This is a genomic window from Streptomyces sp. MGP-BFMKR1, assembly GCF_057766585.1.
This window is the reverse complement of sequence record NZ_CM173408.1, coordinates 5307837-5333292: the sequence shown is the minus strand read 5'-3', so window position 1 is coordinate 5333292 and position 25456 is coordinate 5307837. Positions and strand designations below refer to the sequence as shown.

Annotated in this window: 16 protein-coding genes; 9 read left to right on the top strand and 7 right to left on the bottom strand. The window is 74.4% G+C overall.

Features of this window, described 5'->3' with window-relative positions; all coding sequences use genetic code 11:
- Positions 1-416 precede the first annotated feature (416 nt).
- Positions 417-1511: an ATP-binding protein gene (locus tag AC3CHW_RS21080; protein ID WP_488471124.1), complete on the bottom strand. Its 1095-nt coding sequence runs from the start codon at positions 1509-1511 to the stop codon at positions 417-419.
- Positions 1512-1736: 225 nt separating this feature from the next.
- Between AC3CHW_RS21080 and AC3CHW_RS21075 the strand changes: the two genes are divergently transcribed.
- Positions 1737-3362: an SWIM zinc finger family protein gene (locus tag AC3CHW_RS21075; protein WP_488467502.1), complete on the top strand. Its 1626-nt coding sequence runs from the start codon at positions 1737-1739 to the stop codon at positions 3360-3362.
- A gap of 278 nt (positions 3363-3640) precedes the next feature.
- The gene (locus AC3CHW_RS21070; RefSeq protein ID WP_488471123.1) at positions 3641-5503 is read left to right on the top strand and encodes a DUF5691 domain-containing protein; all 1863 of its coding nucleotides are present in this window, start codon (positions 3641-3643) and stop codon (positions 5501-5503) included.
- Between the two features lie 244 nt (positions 5504-5747).
- Here the strand turns inward: AC3CHW_RS21070 and icmB are convergent, their stop codons facing one another.
- A complete protein-coding gene (gene icmB, locus AC3CHW_RS21065; RefSeq protein WP_176162124.1) occupies positions 5748-6161 on the bottom strand; it encodes a coenzyme B12-dependent isobutyryl CoA mutase small subunit in 414 nt (137 codons plus the stop codon).
- Positions 6162-7135: 974 nt separating this feature from the next.
- Here icmB and AC3CHW_RS21060 point away from each other — a divergent pair.
- Complete coding sequence (locus tag AC3CHW_RS21060) at positions 7136-9172, top strand: M23 family metallopeptidase (RefSeq protein WP_488471122.1); 2037 nt, start codon at positions 7136-7138, stop codon at positions 9170-9172.
- Between the two features lie 267 nt (positions 9173-9439).
- Here the strand turns inward: AC3CHW_RS21060 and AC3CHW_RS21055 are convergent, their stop codons facing one another.
- Positions 9440-12304, bottom strand: a complete 2865-nt coding sequence (locus AC3CHW_RS21055; protein ID WP_488467501.1) for an ATP-dependent DNA helicase — start codon at positions 12302-12304, stop codon at positions 9440-9442.
- Between the two features lie 408 nt (positions 12305-12712).
- On the opposite strand from AC3CHW_RS21055, the gene AC3CHW_RS21050 reads away from it, so the two are divergent.
- From AC3CHW_RS21050 to AC3CHW_RS21035, 4 genes are all read left to right on the top strand, one after another.
- Positions 12713-13963, top strand: a complete 1251-nt coding sequence (locus AC3CHW_RS21050) for a C40 family peptidase (protein ID WP_488467500.1) — start codon at positions 12713-12715, stop codon at positions 13961-13963.
- A 291-nt stretch (positions 13964-14254) separates the two neighbouring features.
- Positions 14255-14695, top strand: coding sequence for an RrF2 family transcriptional regulator (locus AC3CHW_RS21045; RefSeq protein ID WP_359330257.1), 441 nt, complete (start codon positions 14255-14257; stop codon positions 14693-14695).
- A gap of 211 nt (positions 14696-14906) precedes the next feature.
- Complete coding sequence (locus AC3CHW_RS21040; protein WP_488467499.1) at positions 14907-16115, top strand: globin domain-containing protein; 1209 nt, start codon at positions 14907-14909, stop codon at positions 16113-16115.
- A gap of 229 nt (positions 16116-16344) precedes the next feature.
- Positions 16345-17232, top strand: a complete 888-nt coding sequence (locus AC3CHW_RS21035; RefSeq protein WP_488467498.1) for a polysaccharide deacetylase family protein — start codon at positions 16345-16347, stop codon at positions 17230-17232.
- A gap of 278 nt (positions 17233-17510) precedes the next feature.
- On the opposite strand, the gene AC3CHW_RS21030 is transcribed toward AC3CHW_RS21035, so the two are convergent.
- The 3 genes from AC3CHW_RS21030 to AC3CHW_RS21020 form a co-directional block, all read right to left on the bottom strand.
- The gene (locus tag AC3CHW_RS21030) at positions 17511-18233 is read right to left on the bottom strand and encodes a LuxR C-terminal-related transcriptional regulator (protein WP_398612116.1); all 723 of its coding nucleotides are present in this window, start codon (positions 18231-18233) and stop codon (positions 17511-17513) included.
- Positions 18230-19492: a PspC domain-containing protein gene (locus tag AC3CHW_RS21025; protein ID WP_488467497.1), complete on the bottom strand. Its 1263-nt coding sequence runs from the start codon at positions 19490-19492 to the stop codon at positions 18230-18232. Before AC3CHW_RS21025 ends, AC3CHW_RS21030 begins: the two co-directional genes overlap by 4 nt.
- A gap of 244 nt (positions 19493-19736) precedes the next feature.
- Positions 19737-22049 (bottom strand): serine/threonine-protein kinase, encoded by a 2313-nt coding sequence (locus AC3CHW_RS21020; RefSeq protein ID WP_488471121.1) that lies wholly within the window; start codon positions 22047-22049, stop codon positions 19737-19739.
- A gap of 300 nt (positions 22050-22349) precedes the next feature.
- Here AC3CHW_RS21020 and AC3CHW_RS21015 point away from each other — a divergent pair, with 300 nt between their 5' ends.
- The gene (locus AC3CHW_RS21015) at positions 22350-23699 is read left to right on the top strand and encodes a PspC domain-containing protein (protein WP_488467496.1); all 1350 of its coding nucleotides are present in this window, start codon (positions 22350-22352) and stop codon (positions 23697-23699) included.
- On the top strand, positions 23696-24301 hold the full coding sequence (locus AC3CHW_RS21010) for a hypothetical protein (protein ID WP_488467495.1): 606 nt from the start codon (positions 23696-23698) through the stop codon (positions 24299-24301). The genes AC3CHW_RS21015 and AC3CHW_RS21010 overlap by 4 nt, the downstream gene beginning before the upstream one ends.
- 401 nt (positions 24302-24702) lie before the next feature.
- On the opposite strand, the gene AC3CHW_RS21005 is transcribed toward AC3CHW_RS21010, so the two are convergent.
- A complete protein-coding gene (locus AC3CHW_RS21005) occupies positions 24703-25416 on the bottom strand; it encodes a L,D-transpeptidase (protein ID WP_488467494.1) in 714 nt (237 codons plus the stop codon).
- Positions 25417-25456 lie beyond the last annotated feature (40 nt).

Below are 25456 nucleotides of genomic sequence, written 5' to 3'. Positions count from 1 at the left end.
GATCGCCCTGGCCGCCCGCGCCAGGGCCCGTGCCTCCCCCGTGGACGGTCCGCCGTCGGCGTCGTCCGCTACGGCGACGACTCCCGCCTCGGCGGGACCGTCCGCCGCACTCCCCCACGAAGCGTCCACCGCGTTCTCCTCGCACGTAACCGATCCCTGCCGGAACATCGCCACCCCCGCGGCCGTGAACGGCGCCCCGGGAGCGACCACGGCTCGCGCCGCGTCCGCGCCCGACGGCGCACTCGAACCTGCATCCGTGCCGGCACGCGCGCTGCACCGCGTGCCTCGTGCTGGGTCGCCGGCCCCCGTATCGGCCCCGGCGCCCGGGCCGGTGCGCGCGCCCCCACGCGCACCGGCCGCCTCGGGGAGCGCCCGCGCCGCGTCGGCCACGGGCGCTTCCCGTTCGTGCGCGTGCGTCACGCGCTCACCTCGCGGCAGGCGCGGTAGAAGTCCTTCCAGCCGTCGCGTTCGCGGACGACGGTTTCCACGTACTCCTGCCAGATCACCCGGTCGGCGGCCGGATCGCGGACGACGGCGCCCTGGATGCCCGCCGCCACGTCGTCCGCGCGCAGCACGCCGTCGCCGAAGTGCGCGGCCAGCGCCAGGCCCCCGGTGACGACCGAGATCGCCTCGGCCGTGGACAACGTGCCCGACGGCGACTTGAGCTTGGTCCGGCCGTCGCTGGTCATCCCGGAGCGCAGCTCGCGGAAGACCGTGACCACGCGCCTGATCTCCGCTATGGCCTCGGGCGTGGACGGCAGGTCCAGTGACGTGCCGAGCTGGTCGACGCGGCGCGCGACGATCTCGACCTCCGCCTCGGGCGTGGCGGGCAGCGGCAGCACCACGGTGTTGAACCGGCGGCGCAGCGCGCTGGACAGCTCGTTGACGCCCCGGTCCCGGTCGTTGGCCGTGGCGATCAGGTTGAACCCGCGCACCGCCTGCACCTCGGCGCCCAGCTCCGGGATGGGCAGCGTCTTCTCCGACAGGACGGTGATCAGCGTGTCCTGCACGTCGGCCGGGATGCGGGTCAGCTCCTCCACGCGCGCGGTCATGCCGTCGGCCATGGCCCGCATCACCGGGCTGGGCACGAGGGCGTCCCGACTCGGCCCGTGGGCCAGGAGTTGGGCGTAGTTCCAGCCGTACCTGATGGCCTCCTCCGAGGTGCCCGCCGTGCCCTGCACCAGCAGGGTCGAGTCGCCGCTCACCGCCGCCGCCAGGTGCTCCGACACCCAGGTCTTGGCGGTGCCCGGCACGCCGAGCAGCAGCAGTGCCCGGTCCGTGGCCAGCGTCGTCACGGCGACCTCGACGATGCGGCGCGGTCCCACGTACTTCGGGGTGATCACGGTGCCGTCCGGCAGGGTGCCGCCCAGCAGGTACGTGGCCGCGGCCCAGGGTGAGAGCCGCCAGTTGGTCGGTCGCGGCCGGTCGTCGGCCGCGGCGAGGGCGGCCAGCTCCTCGGCGAACGCGTCCTCGGCGTGCGGTCGGAGCGCCTCCGGGCGCTCCTCGCTCAGCGGTGCGGCATCGGCGGTCGCGGTGGCTTCCGACGCGGCCCGCGCGGTGTCCGACACGGTGTTCGTGGTTCCAGACACGGTCACAAATCCCCCTCTTCACCTGCCCGTCCGGCTGCCTCAGCCGGGGACGTCAACCACCATGCACCACCCCTCTGACAATCCCGCTCGGGCTGGGGAAACAGCAGGTCAGGGCGATTGTCAGTGGGGTGGCCTAGCGTCGTGGACATGAATTGGCAGGGGGAACGATGGACGGCGGAACAGGTGCTCGCGCTGGCTCCTGACGCCGCGTCACAGAAGGCGGGCGGCAAGCTGTCGTCGCCCGCGCCGTGGTCGGGCACCGGCGTGCGCGACGGGGCGTTGTGGGGGCTGTGCTCGGGCAGCGGCAGCAAGCCGTACCAGACCGTGATCGACCTCTCGGGCCCGGCGTACCGGTGCAGTTGCCCGAGCCGCAAGTTTCCGTGCAAGCACGCGCTGGGCCTGCTGTTGCTCTGGGCCACGGGGGAGCCGATGCCCGACGCCGAGGCGCCGCCGTGGGCCGCGGAGTGGCTGACCGGCCGACGCGAGCGCGCGGAGCGCGAGGCGGCCTCGTACGCCGGCGCGCAGGGGGCGGACGCCGGCGAGGGGGCGGCCGGGGCCGGCGACGGTGACGACGGGGCCGCGGCGCGCCGCCGCGCGGACCGGATCGAGCAGCGTGAGCGTCGCATCGCCGCGGGCGCGACGGAGTTGGAGCAGCGGCTGACCGACCTCGTCCGGGACGGCCTGGCCGGCGCCGACCGGTCCGGGTACGCGCAGTGGGACGAGACGGCCGCCCGCATGGTCGACGCCCAGGCCCCGGGCCTTGCGGCGCGGGTGCGGGAGCTGGGGGCGATCACCACGTCGGGGGCCGGCTGGCCGTCCCGCCTGCTGGAGGAGTGCGCCCTCCTGCACCTGCTCAGCGAGGGTTTCCAGCGCGTGGCCGACCTCCCCGCCCCGCTGGCCGCCACGGCCCGCACGCGGGTCGGGCTGACCACGGACACGGCGGAGCTGCTGGCCACGGCGGAGCCGGTCCGCGACGACTGGTTGGTGCTCGGCCGGCAGGACAGCGACGACGGCAAGCTGACCACCCGGCGGGTGTGGCTGCGCGGCGAGCGCACGGGCCGGATGGCCCTGCTGCTCTCCTTCGGCGCCGCCGGCCGCGCCCCCGAACTGGCCCTCCCGGTCGGCCTGGTGCTCGACGCGGACCTCGCGTACTACCCGGCCGCCCGCCCCCTGCGCGCCGCCCTCGGCCGGCGTTACGGGACGACAAACGGCGGTGCCACGCCCGCCCCCGCCGTCGCCTCGGCACCCGAACCGGCGGCTGCCGTCGCCCCGGCCCGGTCAGCCGGCGCGGACGCGGCCTCCTCGGCGCACGCCGGCGCCACGCGTGCGGCCGGCGCGGACGCGCAGGCCCCGCCCGGCGTGGACGTTTCCTCCGCCCTGGCCGCGTACGGCACCGCGCTGCGGGACGATCCCTGGCTCGACGCCTGGCCCGTGGTCCTCTCCCGGGTCGTCCCCGTGCCGGACGCGGCGGCCCTGGAGGCGCTCGCCGGCGCGGGCGCCCCACGCGGCGGACAGCAGGGCGGCGGTCCGGGCGCCACCGGATCAGCACCCCAGGCCGGCGGCGACGGCTGGCAACTGGCCGACGCGGGCGGTGAGTTCGCCCTGCCCATCGACCCGCGCTGTACGAGCAACCTGTGGCAGCTCACCGCGATATCCGGCGGCGCCCCCCTCACGGTCTTCGGCGAGTGCGGGCACCGCGGCTTCGTACCACTGACCGCCTGGAACGGCGCGCCGGTCGCGCTCACCTACGGCACCCACCGCACCGGACCGTGACGCCACGGGCCGCGCCGCACCCTCGGCACGCGCGCCTCGTTACGCGCGCACGCGCACCGGTACGCGGCCAGGCCACACCGCCATCACCCCATCCACACGCCCGCCGTGGCCGACGCGCCCGGGCGGTGCCACACCAGGGCGACGCCGTACGCCGACGCCCGGCCCACCGACAGACGGCCGGGCCCCCGGACGGACGCACGGCCAGCACCTCGCCCCGCCGAGCCCCTGCCGCACCCGCCGACCCGCCGCCCCACCTTTCCTGGAGGCACACCGTGACGTTGACCGACACTTCGGCTGCCCCACCGGCGCCCGACGGCGTACGCCCCGTGGCCGACTGGGGCGACCTGCTGGCCGCCGCGCTCCTCGGCACCGACCGGCGCACGCCGCCGGTGGCCACGCGGCCGGGCCAGGACCCCGCGGCGGCGCTCCTGGAGGCCGCCGCGATCAGTACCGTGCAGCGCCGGGCGGGACTGCGCCCCGCCGCCGCGCGGCGCGGCCCCGCCCGCGCGCCCGCCGACCCACGGCCGGACCTGCCGCCCGCGGCCCGCGTACGGCTCGCCATGCTGCTCACCGAGCGCGCCGGTTCCGGGGGCGGCGGCTCGCGCACCGCCCCCGACCTGGCGGAACTGCTGCCACAGTGGCTGTCCGCCGCCAACCGGCACGGCTACCGAGCACCCTCGGCCCTGCTCCCCGCCCTGCTCGACGCGGCCCGCGCGCGCACCGACCTGCGCCCGGCCGCGCTCACCCTGGCGGGCCCGCGCGCGCTGTGGCTGGCGCGGCTCAACCCGGACTGGAAGTTCGCCCTGCGCGGCGGCCCGCCGGCCGGCGCGTCCGACCCCGCCGCCCCCGGCGCCGCGCTGGACGCGGCGGCGACACAGCGCGTCTGGGAGGAGGGGTTGTTCGCGGAGCGAGTGGCCCTGCTGGCCTCGCTGCGCCGCCGGGACCCGGCCGCGGCGCTGGCCCTCCTCGCCCGCACGTGGAGCACGGAGCGGGCCGAGGACCGACTGATGTTCCTCGACTCGTTGCGCGAGGGCCTCTCGCAGGCCGACGAGCCCTTCGTGGAGCAGGCCCTGTCCGACCGCAGCCGCAACGTGCGCTCCACCGCGGCCGAGCTGCTCTCGGCCCTGCCCGGCTCAGCGCTCGCCGCGCGGATGGCCGCCCGCTCGACAGCTTGCGTCACCCTGCGCGCGGACGCCGGCCGCCCCGTGCTGACCGTGGCGCCGCCCGCGAGTTGCGACAGCGAGATGGAGCGCGACGGCGTCATCGCCAAGCCGCCGTCGGGGCGCGGGGAACGGGCCTGGTGGCTGGGCCAGTTGGTGGAGGCGACCCCGCTCGACGCCTGGGTCGAACGGTTCGGCGGGCGCACGCCCGCGCAGATCCTCGCCCTGCCCGTCACCGACGACTGGCAGGCCGAGTTGCACGCGGCATGGGGCCGCGCCGCCGTGCGACAGCGGAACGCCGACTGGGCGCGCGCCCTGCTCAACACCCCGGAGGGCGACCCGTCGGCGCCGCTCACCGACCCGCCCGCCACCGCGCCCCAGGGCGTCGGGCACCCGGGCGGCGGACAGGGGGGCGCCGGCGCGCATCCGGGAGGCGCGCCCGCAGGTGGCGCGTCCGCGGCGCGGGCGGCGCTGGGCGGACACCTGTCCCCGACGGCCGCCGGCCCGTCCTGGCGCGATCCGGCCAAGTTGCTCGCGGTGTTGCCGGCGGCGGAGCGGGCCGCGTGGGTGGCGGAGTTCATCGCGACGCACGGTTTGTCCGACGCGTTCCGGCTGCTCGGCGTCTGTACGGTGCCGTGGGCCGAGCCGCTGGGTCGCGCGGTGGTGGACGCCCTCGACATCGCCCGCGACGCGGGCAGTTACCCCTGGAGCTTCAGCGGGGTGATGGGCCTGGCCGAGCGGTGCCTCGACCCGGCGCTCGCCGATCGGCTCGAGGTGCTGACCGCGATAGCGGAGGAGCCCCGCGACGGTGCGCCGGGAGCGGTCGGCTACTGGTCGGAGGCGTTCCAACGGCTGGTCGGCACGTTGCGACTGCGCGCCACCATGCAGGCGGAACTGGCCGCCGCACCGGACCAGCCGGCCGGCGCACCAGACCCAGGAGAGACGGAGGAGACGGGAGGGGCGGAGGCCAGCGGGGGCTAGGCGGGAGCGGGGCGCTGAGTCCGCGACATCCGCGCCCCACCGAGCCCCCCGCGGGCGGTCGCGGGCGGCTGCGTACCGCGCCGGCGGACCGGCCCTCGCGGCACCGTACGGACGGACGCCGGGGCCTCCGCCACCACCGCCGCCTACGGCGATGCCCCGTGCGCCCCCGCCCCCGTGCCGCACGCCGCGGACGGGCGGCTGCCGGCCACCGGCCGCCGCGGGGGGCGGGGCCGGTGGGCGGGGGTTACGCCTCTGCGGGGTGCCGCACGTTGGCGCGCACCCATGCCACGACGTCCGTGGTCGGGGCGCCGGGGGTGAAGATCGCGGCCACGCCCTGTTCCTTCAGCGGGGCGATGTCTGCCTCGGGGATGATGCCGCCGCCGAACACCTTGATGTCCTCGGCCTCGCGCTCGCGCAGCAGTTCAAGAACCTTGGCGAAGAGCGTCATGTGCGCGCCGGAGAGGATGGACAGGCCGATGGCGTCGGCGTCCTCCTGGATCGCGGTGTCCACGACCTGCTCCGGAGTCTGGTGCAGCCCGGTGTAGATGACCTCCATACCGGCGTCCCGCAGCGCACGCGCGATGACCTTCGCCCCGCGATCATGGCCGTCGAGCCCCGGCTTGGCCACCACCACGCGGATCGGACCGGTCACTCCCATCACTGCCTCCATGCCTTTATGGATTCCTGGCCGTCTGCTCCCGCAGGCGGCCAGCACGTGCCACGCACGACTGCCGTTACTGGCCATAGGTGTGAACGAACGTTATCGCCAGCATCCCGCACCCGGTCGTTTCCCGGTGAAGAGGGAGGGGGAAATCACACGTGGACACCACGTACGCTACGCGCCGCCTCCGCGGCCAGCTCGCGGGACGACCGGGAAAGCCATCGTGAAGTCGCCGTACCCTGCGCCGTCAGCCGCCCGGCGCAGGGTACGGCCCACACCGGCCACACCCGCCTCCCCGGCCCTCGCCTCCCCGCACGCGACCGCGCAGCCGACCCCGCCACCACCCAGCGCACCCGGCACCCGCCACGGCCACCACCCAGCGCACCACGCACTGCACACCCGGCACCCGGCACCCGGCACCCGGCACCCGGCACCCGGCACCCGGCACAAGAGTGGCCCCATACGCGGCAATTGCGACTTACGCGACACCAGCCACTCGCCCGCCACGCCCCGCCACCCCACCCGACCGCCCAGCAAGCGGCACGCCACACGCGGCACGCGGCAGCCCAGCGCAACCGGCGCGACCCGGCGCGACACCAGAGGCGACAACGCAACACACCGCGCCACCTCGCGACCCACCGCCGACACCGGCGCCGCCGCCATCACCACGACCACTCGACGGGCGCCTCGACGGGTGCCACCCCTCAGAGTCGGCACACACAGCACTCCCCCAGAGCCCCCTCACAAAGGGGCCGTAGACGCTCGGGAAGGGGATTCGGTTGCGCGATCATGGCGAAATTTATCGAACAGATATCGAACACACGGCCAAGTAATGCCACTCGACGCGCCGAAAGGCGACCAAATGCCCGTTCTCGGCGAGCCAGAAACCTGTGGAAGATTGTCGGCGTCGCATACCGCCGGGTACAGTCGCCGCTAATTCTCCTGCTGTCGAGGCGAAAGAGAAGTTGGTGGTGAACAACCGTCACCCGTCGGGGAACCCAGACCCGGCGGCCCATATTCCCGATGCCTCATCAGCGCATTACGGGTCGTATGACCAGCAGAGCGCACAGCACGGCTATTCCGGGTACGACGGTTACGCCACCGGTACCTTCGACCAGTTCGCCACCGGTTACGGCGAAGCCGACGGAGCCAGCGACCCCTCGTACGGCGCGCTCCCCGACGGCTCGGACGGCGGACGCCAGCAGCACGCCGCGCACGACTCCTACGACGCCGGCTACGACGGGCAGTCGTCCGGCTCCTACGACGCCGGGCAGTGGAACGCCGCGTACGACGATCAGTCGAACGGCTATGACACCGGCAGCTACGACACCACGGCCAACTGGGCCGCCGCAACGGGTTATCCGCAGCCTGCCGCAGCGCCGTTCACCGGCGCGGACGCCGACTCCTCCGGTCAGTGGGACGCCAGCGCCTGGGGGGGCGCGGGGCAGTCCGACGCGGGGCAGGTGGACACCGGCCAGTTCGAGGCTGGTGCGTACGACACCGGACAGTTCGCGACCGGGCCGTTCGTCGCCGGGCCCGCGGATACCGGTCAGTTGGACGGCGGGCCCTTCGCCACCGGCACTTTCGACGTCGGTCCCTTCGCGGACCAGCCGTACGACACCGGACAGTTCGACTCCGGGCAGTTCGACTCCGGGCAGTTCGACGCCGCGCAGTGGAACACCGGCACCCTGGACGGTGTCCCGCGCCAGGCCGGGCAGCACGAGAGCGGCCAGTGGGACACCGGGCAGTGGGAGACCGGAGGGCCCGAGTCCGGCCCGTACGGCAGCATCCAGTGGGACACCGGCTCCTTCCAGGTTCCGGACACCGCCGGCGACGTGACCCGTGGCGCGGCGACGGACCTGCCGGGCGAGGCGCACGCCGGCGCGCCGGGGCGGTACGACGAGAACGGCGGCTGGGACACCGGCTCCTTCGCGACGGCCCCCGCCGGGGGGCCCGGCTACGAGCAGCCCTACTCGCAAGCGGAGTCGGGCGACGAGGAGCACACCAGGGCGCGCGAGCGGGCGTACGACCCGGCGCCCGAGGCGGAACCTGAACGTACGGCCGCCTTCCCAGCCTTGTCCGAGGCCGATCTCGACGCCCCGTACGACCTCGACGCCGCCTCCGGCGACGCGTCTTCCCCCCACCTCTCCGGCCCCTCGGCCCCCTCCCTCGCAGAGCCCGGCACCCGCGCCGCACGACGTCGGCAGCAGCCCGAGGCCGCGGTCGCCACCGCCCCGCCCGCGCGTCGGGACGGCGGCCGTGGCCGGCGTCGGCCGGCCTCGCGCCCGCGACGTTCCGCGCTGCTGACCGTCGCCGTACCGTCCGTCGCCGTCATGGGCGTCGCGGCGGTGGCCGCCGCGTCCGTCAGCGGCGTGGGCAGCGACGGCGACAAGAAGGACGAGTCGACCACACAGGCCGCGCCCGACCGCCCGACGGTGCAGCCCACCGCGGCCAACAGCAAGCTGGACACCCAGCTCGCCGGGCTCACCGAGAAGGCCGACAACTTCGCCAACCGCGCCAGCCGCACCCAGGAGCGCATCGACCTCAAGGCGCGGCAGGCCGCCGAGAAGAGGCGCAAGGCGGAGGAGGCCGCGCGCAAGGAGGCCATGCGCCCCAAGTACGCGCTCCCGGTGCAGCAGCACGGACTGAGCGCGCAGTACGGGCAGGCGGGCATCAACTGGATGTCGGTGCACACCGGCATCGACTTCCCGGTCGACTACGGCACGCCCGTCATGGCCGCCACCGACGGCACGGTGCGGACGCAGTTCAACGTCGCCTACGGGAACATGGCGATAGTGACGTCGCCCGATGGCACCGAGACCTGGTACTGCCACCTGGGCAGCACGAAGGTGCGTACCGGATCGGTGCAGGCAGGCGACACCATTGGTTACTCGGGCGACTCCGGCAACTCCACCGGCCCGCACCTGCACTTCGAGGTGCGCCCCGGCGGCGGTTCGGCCATCGACCCGCTGCCCTGGCTGCGCGGGCACGGACTCGACCCCACCTGACAGCGCACCGCCGGCCGCGCCTCGCTCGCGCGCCGGCCGGCGGTGACACAGCGGACCACGACAGGCCAGCGGCCGACCCCGGGCGCGCCCTATTCCTAGCGCACGCCCCTTGCGCCCGCCGCGCCGGGCGCTCGCCTCGCGGCGCGAGCGCCCCACGTCCGCGCGAACACCCCGCCCCGCCCGCCCATCGGGCCAGCCGCGCCGGCCGCACCGGCCGTGCAAGCGTCGAGCCCGGCGCACGGTGGGCCCGCGCGCCGGGGCGTACGGCTAGAGCTTTTCCACCGGCGCGTACCGCAACAGCAGCCGCTTGGGCTTCTCCTCGCCGAAGTCGATCGTCGCCTCGGCCGCGTCGCCGCTGCCCTTGACCCCCACGACCGTGCCCAGGCCGAACGAGTCGTGCGTGACCCGGTCACCCACGGTCAGCGAGACCACGGGGCGGTCCTTGACCCGGCGGGTGGCGAAGGCATTGCTGGTGCCCCGGCCGCCGCCGGAGCGTGACGAGGCGGACAGCGACGAGGAGAGCGAGGAGGCCACCGAACCCATCGAGGCGGACGGCGTCGCGGAGCCCGTGCGCTTCCAGGTCAGGTACTGGTCGGGGATCTCGTCGAGGAAGCGGGACGGCGGGTTGTACGCCGGCTGGCCCCAGGCGCTGCGCATGGTGGAGCGGGTGAGGTAGAGCCGCTCGCGGGCGCGCGTGATGCCCACGTACGCCAGGCGGCGCTCCTCCTCCAACTCCTTGACCTGACCGAGCGCCCGCATGTGCGGGAAGACCCCGTCCTCCAGGCCGGTCAGGAAGACCACCGGGAACTCCAGGCCCTTCGCGGTGTGCAGGGTCATCAGCGTGATCACGCCGGAGCCCTCCGCGTCCTCGTCGGGGATCTGGTCGGAGTCGGCGACCAGCGCCACCTTCTCCAGGAAGTCGGCCAGCGTGCCAGTCGTGGCCCCGGCGCCGGCAGCCGCCGCGTCCTCAGGCCCCGCGACAGCGGGCCGCGTCGCGCCCGGCACCGCCACGGCGTCCCGCTCGGCCGGTCCGCCACCGGCCCCGGCGTTCGCGCCCGCCCCGGCCTCGGCGCCCTGGGCCACCACGCCCTGGGCCACCGCGGCGGCAGCCGCCTCCTCGACCGCGGCCACGGTCGCCGCGGCCTCGCCCGCGCCGGCGCCGCCCGCGTCCGCGGCCGGCTGCGCCTCGGCGTCCACCGGCTCGCCCGGGGTCACGCCGCGCTCCTGCTCGAACTCCAGCGCCACCGCCGCGAGTTCCTGGAGGTTCTCCACCCGGGTCTCGTCCTGCGGGTCGGTGGACGCCTGGAGCTCGGCGAGGTAGCCCGTGCGCTCGAGGACCGCCTCCAGGACCGTGGCCGGCCCGACGCCGGACTCCACGATGGTCCGCAGGTCCTCAAGGAGCACGTTGAAGCGCTTGACCGCGTTGACGGAGCGCGCGGCCATGCCGTACGCCTCGTCGACCCGGCGCAGCGCCTGCGCGAAGGAGATGCGCTCGCGCTGCGCCAGCGCGTCGATCATCGCCTCGGCGCGCTCACCGATGCCGCGCTTGGGGACGTTGAGGATGCGCCGCAGCGGCACCGTGTCCTCGGGGTTCGCGAGCACGCGCAGGTACGCGAGGATGTCGCGGACCTCCTTGCGCTCGTAGAAGCGGACGCCGCCGACGACCTTGTACGGCAGGCCGACGCGGATGAAGACCTCTTCGAAGACGCGGGACTGGGCGTTGGTCCGGTAGAAGACGGCCACGTCGCCGGCGCGGGCGTCGCCCGCGTCGGTGAGCCGGTCGATCTCGTCCGCGACGAACTGCGCCTCGTCGTGCTCGGTGTCGGCCACGTACCCGGTGATGGTGGCGCCGGCGCCGGCGTCCGTCCACAGGTTCTTCGGGCGGCGGTTCTCGTTGCGCTCGATGACGGCGTTGGCGGCGCTGAGGATGGTCTGCGTGGAGCGGTAGTTCTGCTCCAGCAGGATCGTCGTCGCGTTCGGGTAGTCCTCCTCGAACTGGAGGATGTTGCGGATGGTCGCGCCGCGGAACGCGTAGATCGACTGGTCCGCGTCGCCCACCACACACAGTTCGGCGGCGGACTCGGCCGGCCCGACCAGCTCGCGCACCAGCGTGTACTGCGCGTGGTTGGTGTCCTGGTACTCGTCCACCAGCACGTGCCGGAACCGGCGGCGGTAGTGCTCCGAGACGTCCGGGAACGCCTGGAGCAGGTGCACCGTGGTCATGATGATGTCGTCGAAGTCGAGGGCGTTGGCCTCGCGCAGCCGGGCCTGGTACATCGTGTACGCCTCGGCCAGCGTCTTCTCGAAGCCGCCGCCGGAGCCCGCGCTGTCGCCGCCGACCTGCGCGGCGTAGGTCTCCTCGTCGATGAGCTCGTTCTTGAGGTTGGAGATCTTGGCGCTGAAGGACTTGGGCGGGAACCGCTTCGGGTCCAGGTCCAGGTCGCGGCAGACGAGGGCCATCAACCGCTTCGAGTCGGCCGCGTCGTAGATCGAGAACGAGGACGTGAAGCCGAGCTTCTTGGACTCGCGGCGCAGGATGCGCACGCAGGCGCTGTGGAAGGTGGACACCCACATGGCGTTCGCGCGCTGGCCCACCAGGTCCGTGACGCGCTCCTTCATCTCGCCCGCGGCCTTGTTCGTGAACGTGATCGCCAGGATCTCGCCGGGGTGCGCGCGGCGGGCGCCCAGCAGGTGCGCGATGCGGTGGGTGAGCACCCGGGTCTTGCCCGAGCCGGCGCCGGCGACGATGAGCAGCGGCGATCCGGCGTGCACGACGGCGGCCCGCTGCTGCTCGTTCATCCCCTCAAGCAGCGCGGCCGGGTCCACGGCCGGGCGCGGCGCGCCGTTGCGGTAGTACGCCTCGCGCTCGCCGTACGGCTCCGGCTCCTCGCCGTACGCCTCGGGCCCCGCGCGGCCGGCGCGCTCGCCGAAGCCGGCGGCCGGCCCCGGGCCCGCGCTCGGGGCGAGGTCCCAGCCCTCGAACAGGTCGTGCGGGACCTGCTCCGGGGCCTGGCCCGCGGGCACCGTCGGGTCGCCCGGGGCGTCCTCGGGGATCTCCTGCTCCTCGGGCGGGGGCTCGCCGCCCGCCCGAGCAAGATCCGCCAGGAAGTCGTCGTCAAAGAGGCTGCTCATCGCGAACCGAGTCTAGGCGGCACCACTGACAACCCGCACCGCCCTTCCCCGGACCCCTTGCCGACATGCCGAACACCAGCCTTCCCAGCCACCCGCGCCATTGGCTACGGTGCCTGGTCATGGCGGCCCGTACCCTCGTCGGCGACAGCGTCGGCAACGGGCGGCCTGCGCCGAGTTCGGCCCCGACAGGTGGCCGGAGCCGGGGACCCACCGTCCCCCGCGCCCTACGGGAGTTCCCCAGGGGCGGGGGAAGCACCACCGGGGTGAATCGGACCGCATCCCCACGTGCGGACCGTAGGGCAATCCCTTCCCTCCCCGTGCGCTCGGCGACGCCCGTCCCCGAGCCGCGCGGAGCGCCCGAACCCGACAGCTAACCCGGTAGGCGGTCCACGGAAGGAGTCGCCTCCCTTGGCGTCACACCGCAGGTCGCGGCCCCGGCTGGGCGTGCCGTCCGGTCGTCGCACCGCCGCCGGCCTCACCACGGCCGCGCTCACCTCCCTCGCCCTCCTCGTCCAGGTCGCGCCGTCGGCCACCGCCGTACCGCGCGAGCCGCGCCCCTCGATCGAGGAGGTGCGGCAGCGGGTCGACACGCTGTACCGCGAGGCCGGCAGCGCCACCCAGGCGTACAACGGGGCCAAGGAGCGCACGGACGCGCAACAGGCCCGGGTGGACGAACTGCTCGGGGACGTCGCCGAGCACACCGAGCGGGTCAACGAGGCACGCCGCAAGCTGGGGTCCTTCGCCGCGGCCCAGTACCGCAGCGGCAGCGCCCACTCGACCGCGACGCTCCTCCTGGCCGCCAACTCCAAGAGCCTCTTCGACCAGTCGCACCTGCTGGCCCGGCTGACCAGTCGGCAGCAACGGGCGCTGACGGAGTACGAGGCCCGGCGGTCGGCGGCGGCCACCCAGCGCGGCAAGGCGACGCAGAGCCTGGCCTCCCTCACGGCCGCGCAGGAGGACCTGCGGGCCAAGAAGAAGTCCGTGCGGGCCAAGCTGGCCGAGGCCCGCACGGTGCTGTCCAGGCTGACCGCCGAGGAGAAGGCCAGGCTGGCGGAGCTGGAGCGCAAGAAGCAGGCCGAGGCCGAACGCAAGGCCAAGGAGTTGGCCCGCGAACAGGCCGCGAAGGAGCGCGAGGAACGGGAGCAGCGCGAGCGGGAACAGCGCGAGCGGGAGCGGGAGGAGCGCGAGAACGACGGCGACACGAGCGACGGCGGTGGTACCGGCGACGGGAGTGGCCAGGGCGAGGACGCGGGCCGCGGCGACGGCTCGGGGGACACCCTCCCGAGCGACCCCGCTCTCCCGGCCGACACGGCGAAGGCGCAGCAGGCGATCGACTTCGCGCGGGCACAGCTCGGCAAGCCGTACGTGTGGGGCGCCACCGGCCCGGACTCGTACGACTGCTCGGGACTCACGCAGGGCGCGTGGAAGGCCGCCGGGGTGACCCTGCCGCGCACCACCTGGGACCAGGTCAAGGTGGGCAAGCGCATAGCCACCACCGACCTCGCCCCCGGTGACCTGGTCTTCTTCTACGACGACAGCAGCCATGTGGGCCTCTACATCGGCCAGGGCCAGATGATCCACGCGCCGAAGCCCGGTGCCAACGTGCGGATCGAGTCGATCTTCACGATGCCGCTGTACGGGAACGTGCGGCCGGCCTGAACCGCCGGATCTCCGTCCACGGAGCGGGCCCGTCTCCCACGCGGGGGCGGGCCCGCTCACCCGTGGGGGCGGGCCCGCTCACCCGTAGGAGGGCAGGGTGTGGCGCCCGTCGTCGGGCTGCTGGGTGGGGAGGCCGCCGAGGCGCTGGGCGGGGTGGCCGCTGGGGCCGCTGGGCGGGGTTGGCCACCAGGCTGCTTGAAGGGGAGGCGCCGGGCCGCTGAGCGAGCGGGGACGAGGCGAGGGGGCACCCCCAAAGACGAATCCAAAATACGTATTCCATAGAATCGCGGCGTGCGACTGACCAAGGCCACCGATCTGGCGCTCCGCGTCGCCATGCGCCTCGCTGTGCTCGACGCGGAGAGCGCGCCGACCACCCGCGAGGTGGCCGACGCCGTCGCCGTGCCGTACAGCCATGCCGCGAAGGTCGTCACCCGACTGCGTCACCTCGGCGTGGTCGAGGCCCGGCGCGGCCGGGGCGGCGGGCTGGCGCTGACCTCGACCGGGCGGGCCGCGTCGCTCGGCTGGCTGGTGCGCGAGCTTGAGGGGGCGGGCGACGTGGTGGGGTGCGAGGACGACCCGCCGTGCCCGCTGCGCACGGCGTGCCGGCTGCGCAGCGCGCTACGCCAGGCGCAGGAGTCCTTCTACGCCACACTCGACCCGATTACCATCGCCGACCTCGTCTCCGCCCCGACCGGCCCCGTCCTCCTTGGCCTCTCCCCCCGCCCCACGTAGCACCCGACCACACCAGCGTCACCCGCCACTCGACCACCACCCGCCGCGTCCACCGCGCGTCGCGTGGGCCACTACTGGGCTCGCCCATGCCCACGTCGCCCCACTTCCCCCGCCCTCACCAACCGGCCCCCACGCCGGACTCCCCGCAAGCCTCTTCCGTGAAAAACCCCCGACACAAAAGACGAATCCCAGAATCCGATTTGGAGTAGCCATGCTGTCCGAGAAGTCGGCCGTCGCGGTCCGTGCCACGCTGCCCGCCGTGCACGGCGCGCTCGACGAGATCGCCGCACGCTTCTACGACCGGCTGTTCGCGGCCCACCCCGCGCTGTTGCGCGACCTGTTCAACCGTGGCAACCAGGCCAACGGGACGCAGCGGCAGGCGCTCGCCGGCGCGCTCGCGGCGTTCGCGACGACGCTGGTCGGACCCTCGCCCACCGCGCCCGACGAACTGCTCGGCCGGATCGCCCACAAGCACGCCTCACTCGGCGTCACCCGCGACCAGTACGACGTCGTGCACACCCACCTGTTCGCGGCCATCGCCGAGGTGCTCGGCGACGCCGTCACGGAGGAGGTGGCCGCGGCCTGGGACGAGGTCTACTGGCTGCTCGCCGACTCGCTGATCGCCGCGGAGGGCCGGTTGTACGCGGCGGCCGGCGTGGCCGAGGGCGACGTGTGGCGGGAGTACCGGGTGGTGGAGCGCACGCCGGAGGCGGACGGCGTGGTGAGCTTCCTGGTCCGGCCCGCCGACGGCACGCCGCCCCCGCCGTCCCGGCCCGGCCAGTACGTCTCCGTCCAGGTCGAACTGGACGACGGGGCCCGCCAGATACGCCAGTACAGCGTGAGCGCGGCGCGCCCCGAGGGTCTGCGCCTCACGGTCAAGGCCGCCGCCGGCGAGGGCGAAGGCGCGCCGGACGGCGCGGTCTCCACACATCTGCACGCCCGCGTACGCGCCGGCGGCACGCTGCGCGTCAGCCTGCCGTTCGGTGACGTCACGCTCGACACGTGCGACGACGGCCCTCTCCTGCTGGTCTCCGCCGGCATCGGCTGCACGCCGCTGATCGGCATGCTCGACCACCTGCTGACCACCGGCGCGGCGCGGCCCGTGGTCGCCGTGCACGGCGACCGGACCGAACACACCCACGCCTTCCGCGGGGAACTCGACGCCCTGGTACGGAAGTTGCCGGACGCCGTCGCCCACGTCTGGTACGAGGAGCCGATCGGCCCCTGGCCGCCCGACCGCACCGGACGCGTCGACCTGTCCGCTCTCCCGCTGCCCGGCCTCCCCCACACCACCGCCTACCTGTGCGGCCCCGTCCCCTTCCTCCGCGCGACCCGCGCCCAACTCCGCACCCTCGGCCTGCCCGCGAACCGCATCCACTACGAGGTCTTCGGCCCCGACCTGTGGCGGGGCGAGGAGTAGGGGGGAGGAGGGAGGAGCGGAGTCGGGTGCGGCGGAAGGGAGCGGGGCGGGGCACGTGGGGTGCGGGCCGGCGCGCGGGGTGCATCCGTTGGGGCGGGCGTGCCGCCACGGCCGCACGTACCCGTAGCGACCCGCCGGCCCACCGCCCGCGAGCCACGCTCCCCGGACGCATAACGCCAGGAGGGGGGTGTATGAACTTCGTGTATACACGGCTTGTACAGTGCTCGGCATGCTCTCTGAACCTCCCATATCCGGCACGCCCGACATCGTTGCCTCCGCCTCCCCCCAGGACTCCGTCGCGCCGGCCTCCGACGCGTCAGCCGCCGGCGGACAGCGCTCGCGGAGCCGGCTGCGGCTGCGGGCCTCGGGCACGGCCGTGGCTGCGGCCGGCGCGCTGTCGCTCGCGCTCGTGCTGAGCGGCTGCTCGTCGGAGCAGACCGATACGACATCGCCGGCTTCCGCGCGGTCCAAGACCGGCGACGACGCCAAGGGGAAGCAGGGCACGGTGGACTGCGCGAAGGCCAAGTGCATCGCGCTGACCTTCGACGCCGGCCCCGGCAAGGACACCGGGCAACTCCTGGACACGCTCAAGGACAAGAAGGTTCCCGCGACCTTCTTCCTGCTCGGCAAGAACCACGTGAAGAAGCACCCCGACCTCGTACGCCGGATCGCGGCGGAGGGTCACGAGGTGGCCAACCACACCTGGTCGCACCCCCGGCTGACCGACCTCGAACCCGACGAGGCCCGCAAGGAACTGGCCCTCACCCAGGACGCGATAGAGGAGATAACGGGGCGCAAGCCGACCCTCATGCGCCCGCCGCAGGGCCGCACCAACAAGGACGTCTCCAAGGTCAGCAAGGAACTCGGCCTCTCCCAGGTGCTGTGGAGCGTGACCGCCAAGGACTACTCCACGACGGACTCCGCGCTGATCAAGAAGCGGGTCCTGGACCAGGCCGACCGGGACGGCATCATCCTGCTGCACGACATCTACGACGGCACGGTGCCCGCCGTACCCGGCATCATCGACGCCCTGCACAAGCGCGGCTTCACCTTCGTGACGGTGCCCCAACTCATGGCCCCGGCCGTGCCCGAGCCCGGCGAGGTCTACCGCCCCTGAGCGGAGTTCAGCGCTCCTGAGAGCACCCGTGAGGGCACCCGCCCACGCCGGCCCCGGGTCTGACCTCGGGCGCCTCACCGCCGGGCCGCACCCCGGGCCCCGCTGCGGCGGACTCCCGCGCCGGGCGCACCCGGCGCGGGGTCCCCGGGTGCTGTTCCCCGGGCGGAGCCCCGCAGACGGGTTGCGTCCGTGGTGGGCCGACGACCGGGCCGACGTCTCGGCGGTGGGGCCGAGGCCGGAGGAGTCGGGGCAGAGCCCGACGAGCGGGGCCGGCTCGCTCAGACCAGTCGGCGCGCGGTGGCCCAGCGGGTCAGCTCGTGCCGGTTGGAGAGCTGGAGCTTGCGCAGCACCGCGGAGACGTGGGACTCGACCGTCTTCACGGAGATGAACAACTGCTTGGCTATCTCCTTGTACGCGTAACCGCGCGCGATCAGCCGCAGCACCTCGCGCTCGCGCTGGGTCAGCCGGTCCAGGTCCTCGTCCACCGGCGGCGCGTCCGTGGAGGCGAAGGCGTCGAGGACGAAGCCCGCGAGGCGCGGCGAGAACACCGCGTCGCCGTCCCGCACCCGGAAGATCGCGGCGACCAGGTCGGTGCCGGTGATGGTCTTGGTGACGTACCCGCGGGCGCCGCCCCTGATGACGCCGATGACGTCGTCGGCCGCGTCGGAGACCGACAGGGCCAGGAAGCGCACCGGGTTCGCCGCGTCGCCCATCAGCGCGGCGCTGCGGCGCAGCACCTCGACGCCGCCGCCCCCGGGCAGGTGCACGTCGAGCAGCACCACCTCGGGGCGGGTGGCGGCGATGACGCTGACGGCCTGGTCCACGTCGGCCGCCTCGCCCACCACCTCCACGCCCGTACGCTCGGTCGCGCCGATCTCGGCCTGCACGCCCGTACGGAACATCCGGTGGTCGTCCACCAGCACGACCCGGACGTGCCGCTCGGCCCCCGCCGTGCCTTCCGCGCCGCCACTGCCTCCGGTGCCCGTCACGCCTTCGGTCATGTCGCGACCCTCTCCATCTCAAGTTCCACTTCGGTGCCCCCGTCCGGCGCGGAGCGCAGCCGCGCCGTGCCGCCGTTGCGCTGCATTCTGCCGATGATCGACTCGCGTACGCCCATCCGGTCGTCCGGCACCGCGTCCAGATCGAAGCCCGGGCCCCGGTCCCGCACGGACACGAAGACCGTACGCCCCTCCACTTCGGCGAAGACCTGCACGGCACCGCCCTCGCCACCGTACTTGGCCGCGTTGACCATCGCCTCGCGCGCGGCCTGCATCTGCGCGGCCAGTCGGTCGTCCAGCGGGCAGTCGCCGACGCACACCACCTCGACGGGCACGCCGTGGTAGTCCTCGACCTCCGCCGCCGTGCTCTTCACCGCGTCCGCGAGCGTCGCCGGCTCGTCGTCCTCCTCCTTCCCCCGGCCCTCGGGCCGGTTCAGCCAGGCGCGTAGCTCGCGCTCCTGGGCCCGGGCCAGCCGGGTGACCTCGCGCGCGTCCTCGGCGTTGCGCTGGATCAGGGTGAGCGTGTGCAGCACCGAGTCGTGCACGTGGGCGGCGACCTCGGCGCGCTCCTGGGCCCGGATGCGCATCAGCCGCTCCTCGGACAGGTCCTGGGCCATGCGCACCAGGTAGGGCCCCGCGAGCAGGGCTATGCCCACGAGGACGGCCAGCGCCGCCTGGAGCACGGCACCCAGGTGGCGGGCCGAGCCCTGCATCACGACGATGCCCGTCACCCCGGCACTGACCAGCACGACACCGGCCGCGCCGCGCGCGATCGGCAGCAACCGCTTGCGGCGGCTCAGCTCCACCCACTGCGCTCGCCGCGCGTTGTCCGCCTGCCGCCACACCAGCGCCACACCCGCGCCGATCAGCAGCAGCGGCCAGACGTAGGCGTTGGCCCGGCCGAGTTGGAAGCTGCTGACGAAGATGGCCATCCCCGCCACGACCGCGACCAGGGCGAATATCTGGCCCTTGTCCGGCTTGCGGGCCAGCAACCTGCGCTTGCCGTCCCGGCCCGTGACGGCCGCGGGCCGCGGGGCCTCCACGCCGCCGACGCCGAGCGGCACGACGAACCAGAACAGGGCGTAGAGCAGGACGCCGAACCCCTCGGCCATGAGGAGCGCGAGAAACACGATGCGGACCCAGGAGACCGGCAGCCCGAGGTGGCCCGCCAGTCCCCGGGCGACGCCACCCAGCATCCGCCCCTCGGCGCTGCGGTACAGCTTGCGCAGGGGTGGCTCGGTGGGGGGTGCTGCGGCGGTCATGCCCCGATCGTCACACGAGGGCCGCTGCCCGGACATCAGGGCTGACCCTGATCCCGTACGCCGGAACCCGGAGGCTCACCTAGGGGCGCTCGTCAGGGCCTCCCGCACGCCCCCTCTGACCTGCCCCGAAAGGGGCCCGCTCAGGCCGCCGCCGACCGCCACGGCCCCGCCCACCGCCGGCCAGCGGCCAGCCAGCAGCCAGCAGCCAGCAGAACGGTGATGGCGGTAGCGGTGGCGGTGATGGTCAGGAGCCGGTGCCGGCCGCCGCGCCCTCCGCCTTCTTGACGTCGTCGGCCGTGTGGAAGCTGTCCTTGATGACGTCGAAGATGGGCCGGTACTCCGACCACTGGTCGCTCGGCCCCGACACGTAGATGGCGTACTCCTCCTTGCCCACCTCGCCGAAGCCGAGGTCGATGCCGCGGAACTCCCTGGCCTTACCACGGAAGGAGAACTCCCAGATGGCGGCGGGGTCGCCGCGGAACGTCGTGCGCTGCATGCGCAGCCGCTTGAGCGTGGGCTCGCGCTCGCGCCACTGCGCCTCGATGTCCTCGAAGTGCTCCAGGTGGTCGGAGCTGGCGAAGTCCAGCACGTTGATCTTTATGCCGACCTTGCCGGTGGGGTCCACGTAGTCGACCTGCTCGCCGGTGCCCGACTTGCGCGTCCAGCCGTCCGGAACCGGGAACGAGACGCCCAGGTCCTTCTCGTGCACCAGGTGGTAACCAGCCGGCACCGGGGACGGCTTGGGCTTCGGCGCGCCGGGCTTCGCCGGGCCCGCTCCGTCGCTGCCGGGCAGCTGCGACGCGCTCTGCCGCGCGCTGGGCCGCGCCCCGCCGTCGTCCTTGTCGCTCGACGCCAGGTAGACGACCACGGCGCCGGCGCCGGCCGCGATCACTCCCACGGCCACCGCCCCCCACAGCGTCGCCCGCCCGCGCCGCCGCCCGCCCGCCCCGCCCGTCCCGTCCGGCACACCGATCGAGGTGGGTGCGGTGAGCGAGGACGAGCGGCCCGCCGACGCGTGACCTGCCTGGGGGCGCGCCACCGACGCCTGCCCCACGGACGCGTGCCCCAGGGGCGTGGAACGGCTCTGCGCGTGGGGGTGGGGCTGCTGCGGGGACGGCGCGTGCTGGAGGGATTGCGCGGGCTGCTGCGGCTGAACAGTTTGGTGCGACTGATTCGGCTGATGCGGCTGGTGGGACTGAGGCGACCGGCTGGACTGCTGCGGTTGCTGTGCGTGCGGTGGCTGTTGGGACTGGTTCGGCTGCTGCGGTGAGTGAGTCTGGTGACGGTCGGCCCGCAAGCGGGTGGGAACGGTACCGACGTCCGAGTGCGGCCCGCCCGGGGTGGGCGTGTGGGGGTGGGCCGGGTCGGGAGTGTCGCGTGCGGCGTGTGGGACGGTGCCCGGCGTCGTCCCGGAGGCCGCGTTCCCGGTGGCGGCCGGCGTGGCCTCGGGGGGCGGAGCCGTCCCGGCGGCCACCACGCCATCGTTGATACGCGTCGGCGCCGTGACCGGCGCGAGGTTCGCGGTGGCCTCTGGGGCGGCCGGTGCCACGGCGTCGGGTGCGGTACGCGCTGCTGCCGCGTCAGGTGTGGCGCGTGCGGCGTCCCGCTCCGGCAGCAGCGATGACCGCATCAGCTCCGTCTCGGCCTCGGCGGCGGCGGCCCGTAGCGTCCACTCCACCGTCTCCGCCGACGGCCGCGCGTCCGGGTCCTTGTCGAGTAGAGCCTCCACGAGCGGGGCGAGGACGCCGGCGTGGCGCAGCGGCGGCAGCTCGTCCACGGCGATCGCGTACGCCGTCTCGAACGCGGTGTCCTTGCGGAACGGAGGCCGCCCCTCCACCGCCTGGTACAGCGTCGCGCCCAGCGCCCACAGGTCGGACGCGGGGCCGGGCTTGCCGCCCTTGACGCGCTCGGGGGCCACGTAGTCGATGGAGCCGACGAGTTCGCCGGTCTTGGTCAGGGTGGAGGTGCCGGAGGCGACGGCTATGCCGAAGTCGGTGAGCACCACCCGGCCGTCGCCGAGCGGCCCGTGGCCCACGGCGCGGTGCCCGCCGCTGGTCGCGCGGTCGCCGGGGTCACCGTCGGTGTGGTGGCCGGGGCCGTGGCTGCCGCCGGTGCCCAGGAGGACGTTGCCCGGCTTGACGTCCCGGTGCAGCACGCCCGCCGCGTGCGCGGCCCGCAGGGCGGCGATCATGCCGCGGCCGATCCTGGCGGCCTCCTCGGGCTCGATGCGGCCCTTGCGCTTGAGCACGTCGGCGAGGGTCGTGGAGGGCACGTACTCCATCACGATGCACGGCACGCCGCGGTCGTCCACGACGTCGTGCACCACGACCACGTTGGGGTGGGCGATGCGCGCGGCGCTCTGCGCCTCGCGCCGCGTCCGCTCGTACAGCGTGGCCAGTTCGTCGTCGGCCAGGTGCGGCGAGATGTGCAACTGCTTGATGGCGACCTGACGGCCCAGCAGTTCGTCGGCGGCTCTCCACACGGTGCCCATACCGCCCCGGCCGATCCGCTCCACCAGCCGGTACCGCTCGGCGACCAACCGCCCCTCGTCCGACACCGCACACCCCTCTACTTCCCCCGGCACCGTTCGAACGGCCACGATAGCCGCCTCCTTGCCGTATCCCCGCCTTGCGTTGCACGTCGTGCCCCCTGGGAGTGCTCCCCAGGCTGCGGGAAACAACGCGGAATCGAGCCCTCCGCCTCGCCCGGGCCGCCTCCCGGCTTCGCGTCCCCATCGATCGACGGGGGGGCGCGCGGTGCGCACGAGCGCCCCTTGGGGGTGGGTCGGGGGGATCTCAGGGAACGGCCAGGGTCATGGCGGCTGCCATCTGGCGAGCCGGGTTGACACCATGGACGCATGACCGACGCACCCACCGCCGAGGACGGCGCCGCGGGTACCCCGGCGACGCCCGGCGGCGCCACGGCCACCGAGCCAGGGCCGCCCGCGCGCGAGCCCCTGCGGCGCAGCCGTGAGCACAAGGTGATCGCGGGCGTGTGCGGGGGCCTCGGCCGGTACTGCGACCTGGACCCGGTCATCTTCCGCGTGGTGCTCGCCGTGCTCGGCGCGGCGGGCGGCCTCGGCCTGGTCGCGTACGGCTTCGCCTGGCTGCTCATCCCGAGCTACGGGGAGGATGAGAACGAGGGCAGGCGGCTGCTGTCCGGCCGCGTCGAGGGGCCGGCGCTGACCGCTGTGCTGGCCGCCCTGGTCGGCTGCGGCCTGTTCCTCTCGATGCTCAACAACGGCAGCGTCGTGGGCTTCGCGATGATGGTCTCGCTGGCCGCGGTCGGCGCGGGGTACTGGTCGCGGCACCGGCGCCACGCGGAGGGCGACGGCCCGGTGGACCCGGCGACGGCGCAGGCGGTCGCCGACGCCCCACCCGAGACGCGGGCACCGCCCGTGCCCGGCTCCCCGTCCTGGTGGCGCGACCCGATCGTCAAGGACGGCACGACGGGGCTGCCGGGCGCCATCCGCCCCGTGGCGGTCACGGCCTACCTGTGGGGCCCCGACGACACCCCGTACGAGCGGCGCACGGGCTCCTCCGCCAGCCCGCCGCCCGCCCCGCGCGGCGAGGGGATCGGCGGCCGGACGTTCCTGCTGGCCACGTGCGCCGCCGTGATCGGCGTCAGCACCACGTGGAGCACCCAGCCGCTCGGCACCAGCCTGGAGATAGGGCTGGCGTGCGCGCTGGCGGTGTTCGGCGTCGGGCTCGCTGTCAGCAGTCTGTACGGGCGCACCAGCGGCGGCACGATGGTCTCCGTGGTGCTGACGGCCGCGCTGCTCGCGGGCGCCGCGGCGCTGCCGAAGTCGGTGACCGCCGACTGGCGCGAGCGCACCTGGCAGGCCACCGAGCCGGCCGAGCTGCGCGATCGGTACGAGCTGGGCACCGGGTACGCCACGCTCGACCTGACCACACTGCGCCCGGGCCGCGGCCGCACGCTCGGCACACATGCCTCGGTCGGCGCGGGCAAGTTGCGGGTCGCGGTGCCCGCCGACGTGAAGCTACGGCTCACGGTGGCGGTGGGCTTCGGCGACATCCAACTCCCGGGTGAGCGCGGGGACGACGTGGACGTGGCGCCCCGACGCTCGCGCGAGGTGACGGTCCAGCCGCAGGCCGGTGGCAAGCCGCTGCCGGCAGCGAAGACGCGCGGCACGCTGGTGCTCGACCTCGACGTGGGCGTGGGACAGGTGGCGGTGGTACGGCAATGAAACGGCACACCTTCGAACCAGGCCGACTCATCGCCGGCGCCGCGGCGCTCGCGGTCGGCGTCGGGTACGCGTTGGACGCGGCCGGCACCTGGGACCCACCGCCCTTCGCGCTGCTGCCGGCGCTCGGGGTCGGGCTGGTGCTCGCGGCGTTGATCACAGCGGTGACCCACGCGATGCGCCGCCGCCGTAACCGCGCCCGGCGCATCGAGGCCGCGGCGAGCCCGCCGTCGCCCGAGGAACTCGCCATGGCCTGGCACCGCAGGGCACACGCCGCTGCCTACGCGCCCCGGGCGGACGGGGCGGAACGCAGCCCGCACAGTACGGGGAGCACGGCGGAGGCGGTGAGCACGGCGAGGCCAGCGAGCACCGCGCAGCCGAAGCCGACCCTCCGAGCCGACGATACGGACCCCACAACCACGGATCGCCCGGTCACCGGCCCCGCGAACACCCGCTCCACGGACACGGGCCCCACCGGCACAGGCCCCACCGTCGCAGACTCCACCAGTCCCGACCTCACCACCAGCCGTACCGACATACGCCCGGACCGGGACCTGGACCGGGACCCGGACCCGGATTCAGGCCAGGGCTCCGACGGCGGGTAGGGCGCCACGGGCGGGCGGCACCTGACAGGCCGCCCAACGTCCCAGCACCCGGTCCGCCCGACGCCCGCCCCAGCCGCCGACGGCCCGACACGATCCCAACCACCCCACACCCAGCGGCGGGAGACCCCGCGCCTACCACCCGCACCCGCCGCCCCCGCGCCGGCACGCGCACCCGTGAAGCGGTCATCCCGCGTGGGTGACGCGGGCCTCCGATCCGAGCGAAGCAGGCACTCGAAGGAGGCGAAACAGGCACCTGCTGGACGCGAATCGGGCACCGCGCGGAAGGTGAGCGGCCGACCCGAGCGGGGCCGGGGGGAGCCGGCGTGTGGCGGGTCGACGCGTGGCAGCCCGGCGCGAGGGGCGGCGCGGGGGCGGCCGAGAGCTGGCCGGGCCGGGGCGGGTCAGCCGGCGGTGCCGGGCTTGGTGCCCCAGACGTAGACGCGGTCCTTGAGATGGAGGAGGTCCCAGAGCGTCGCCGCGTCCTTGACGGTCAGGTTCACGCAGCCGGCTGAGCCGCCGCCGTCGAAGAGGTCGCCGGGCCTGCCGTGCAGCGCCTGGCCTCCGTCGAAGAACTGGGCGTACGGCATGGGGGCGTTGGCGTAGAGGGTGGAGACGTGGTCCTTGCTGCGGGAGTAGATCGCGTGCCAGCCGGGCCGGGTCTCCTGGGCGTCCCGGCCGGTGCGGATCGGCACGGGGCCGAAGTCCAGCCGGTCGCCGGTCTGCACCCACAGCAACTGTCGGTCCATGTCAACGCAGGTGACTCGGAAGGAGCGAACCGGGCAGTGGCCAGCGGCATTCGGGCGGTGCGCGGCCTGCACCGCGACCAGCGTGCGATACGTGCCGAGGTCGGCATAGCCGTCCGTGCGGGCGGTGCCGTGCTCGGCCTGGAAGGCGCGGATGGCCCGGCAGTCCGCAGCGGACTGCCGGCCGTCGACGGGCCGACCCAGATGCTTCTCCAGCGGGCGCTGGTAGGGCCCGGTGGGGGCGGTGCACGCGGCGCCGGCTGAGGCTGAGACAGCGGAGGCGGGTGCGGCGCCGGCCAGTGCCGTCGCCGCACCGAGAAGTGCCGTGGCCGCGACAGCGGCCACGGCACGGGGAAGACGGACAGGGCGCACGTCACAACCTCCTGGGAGAACGTTCCGGGGCCCTGTCAGT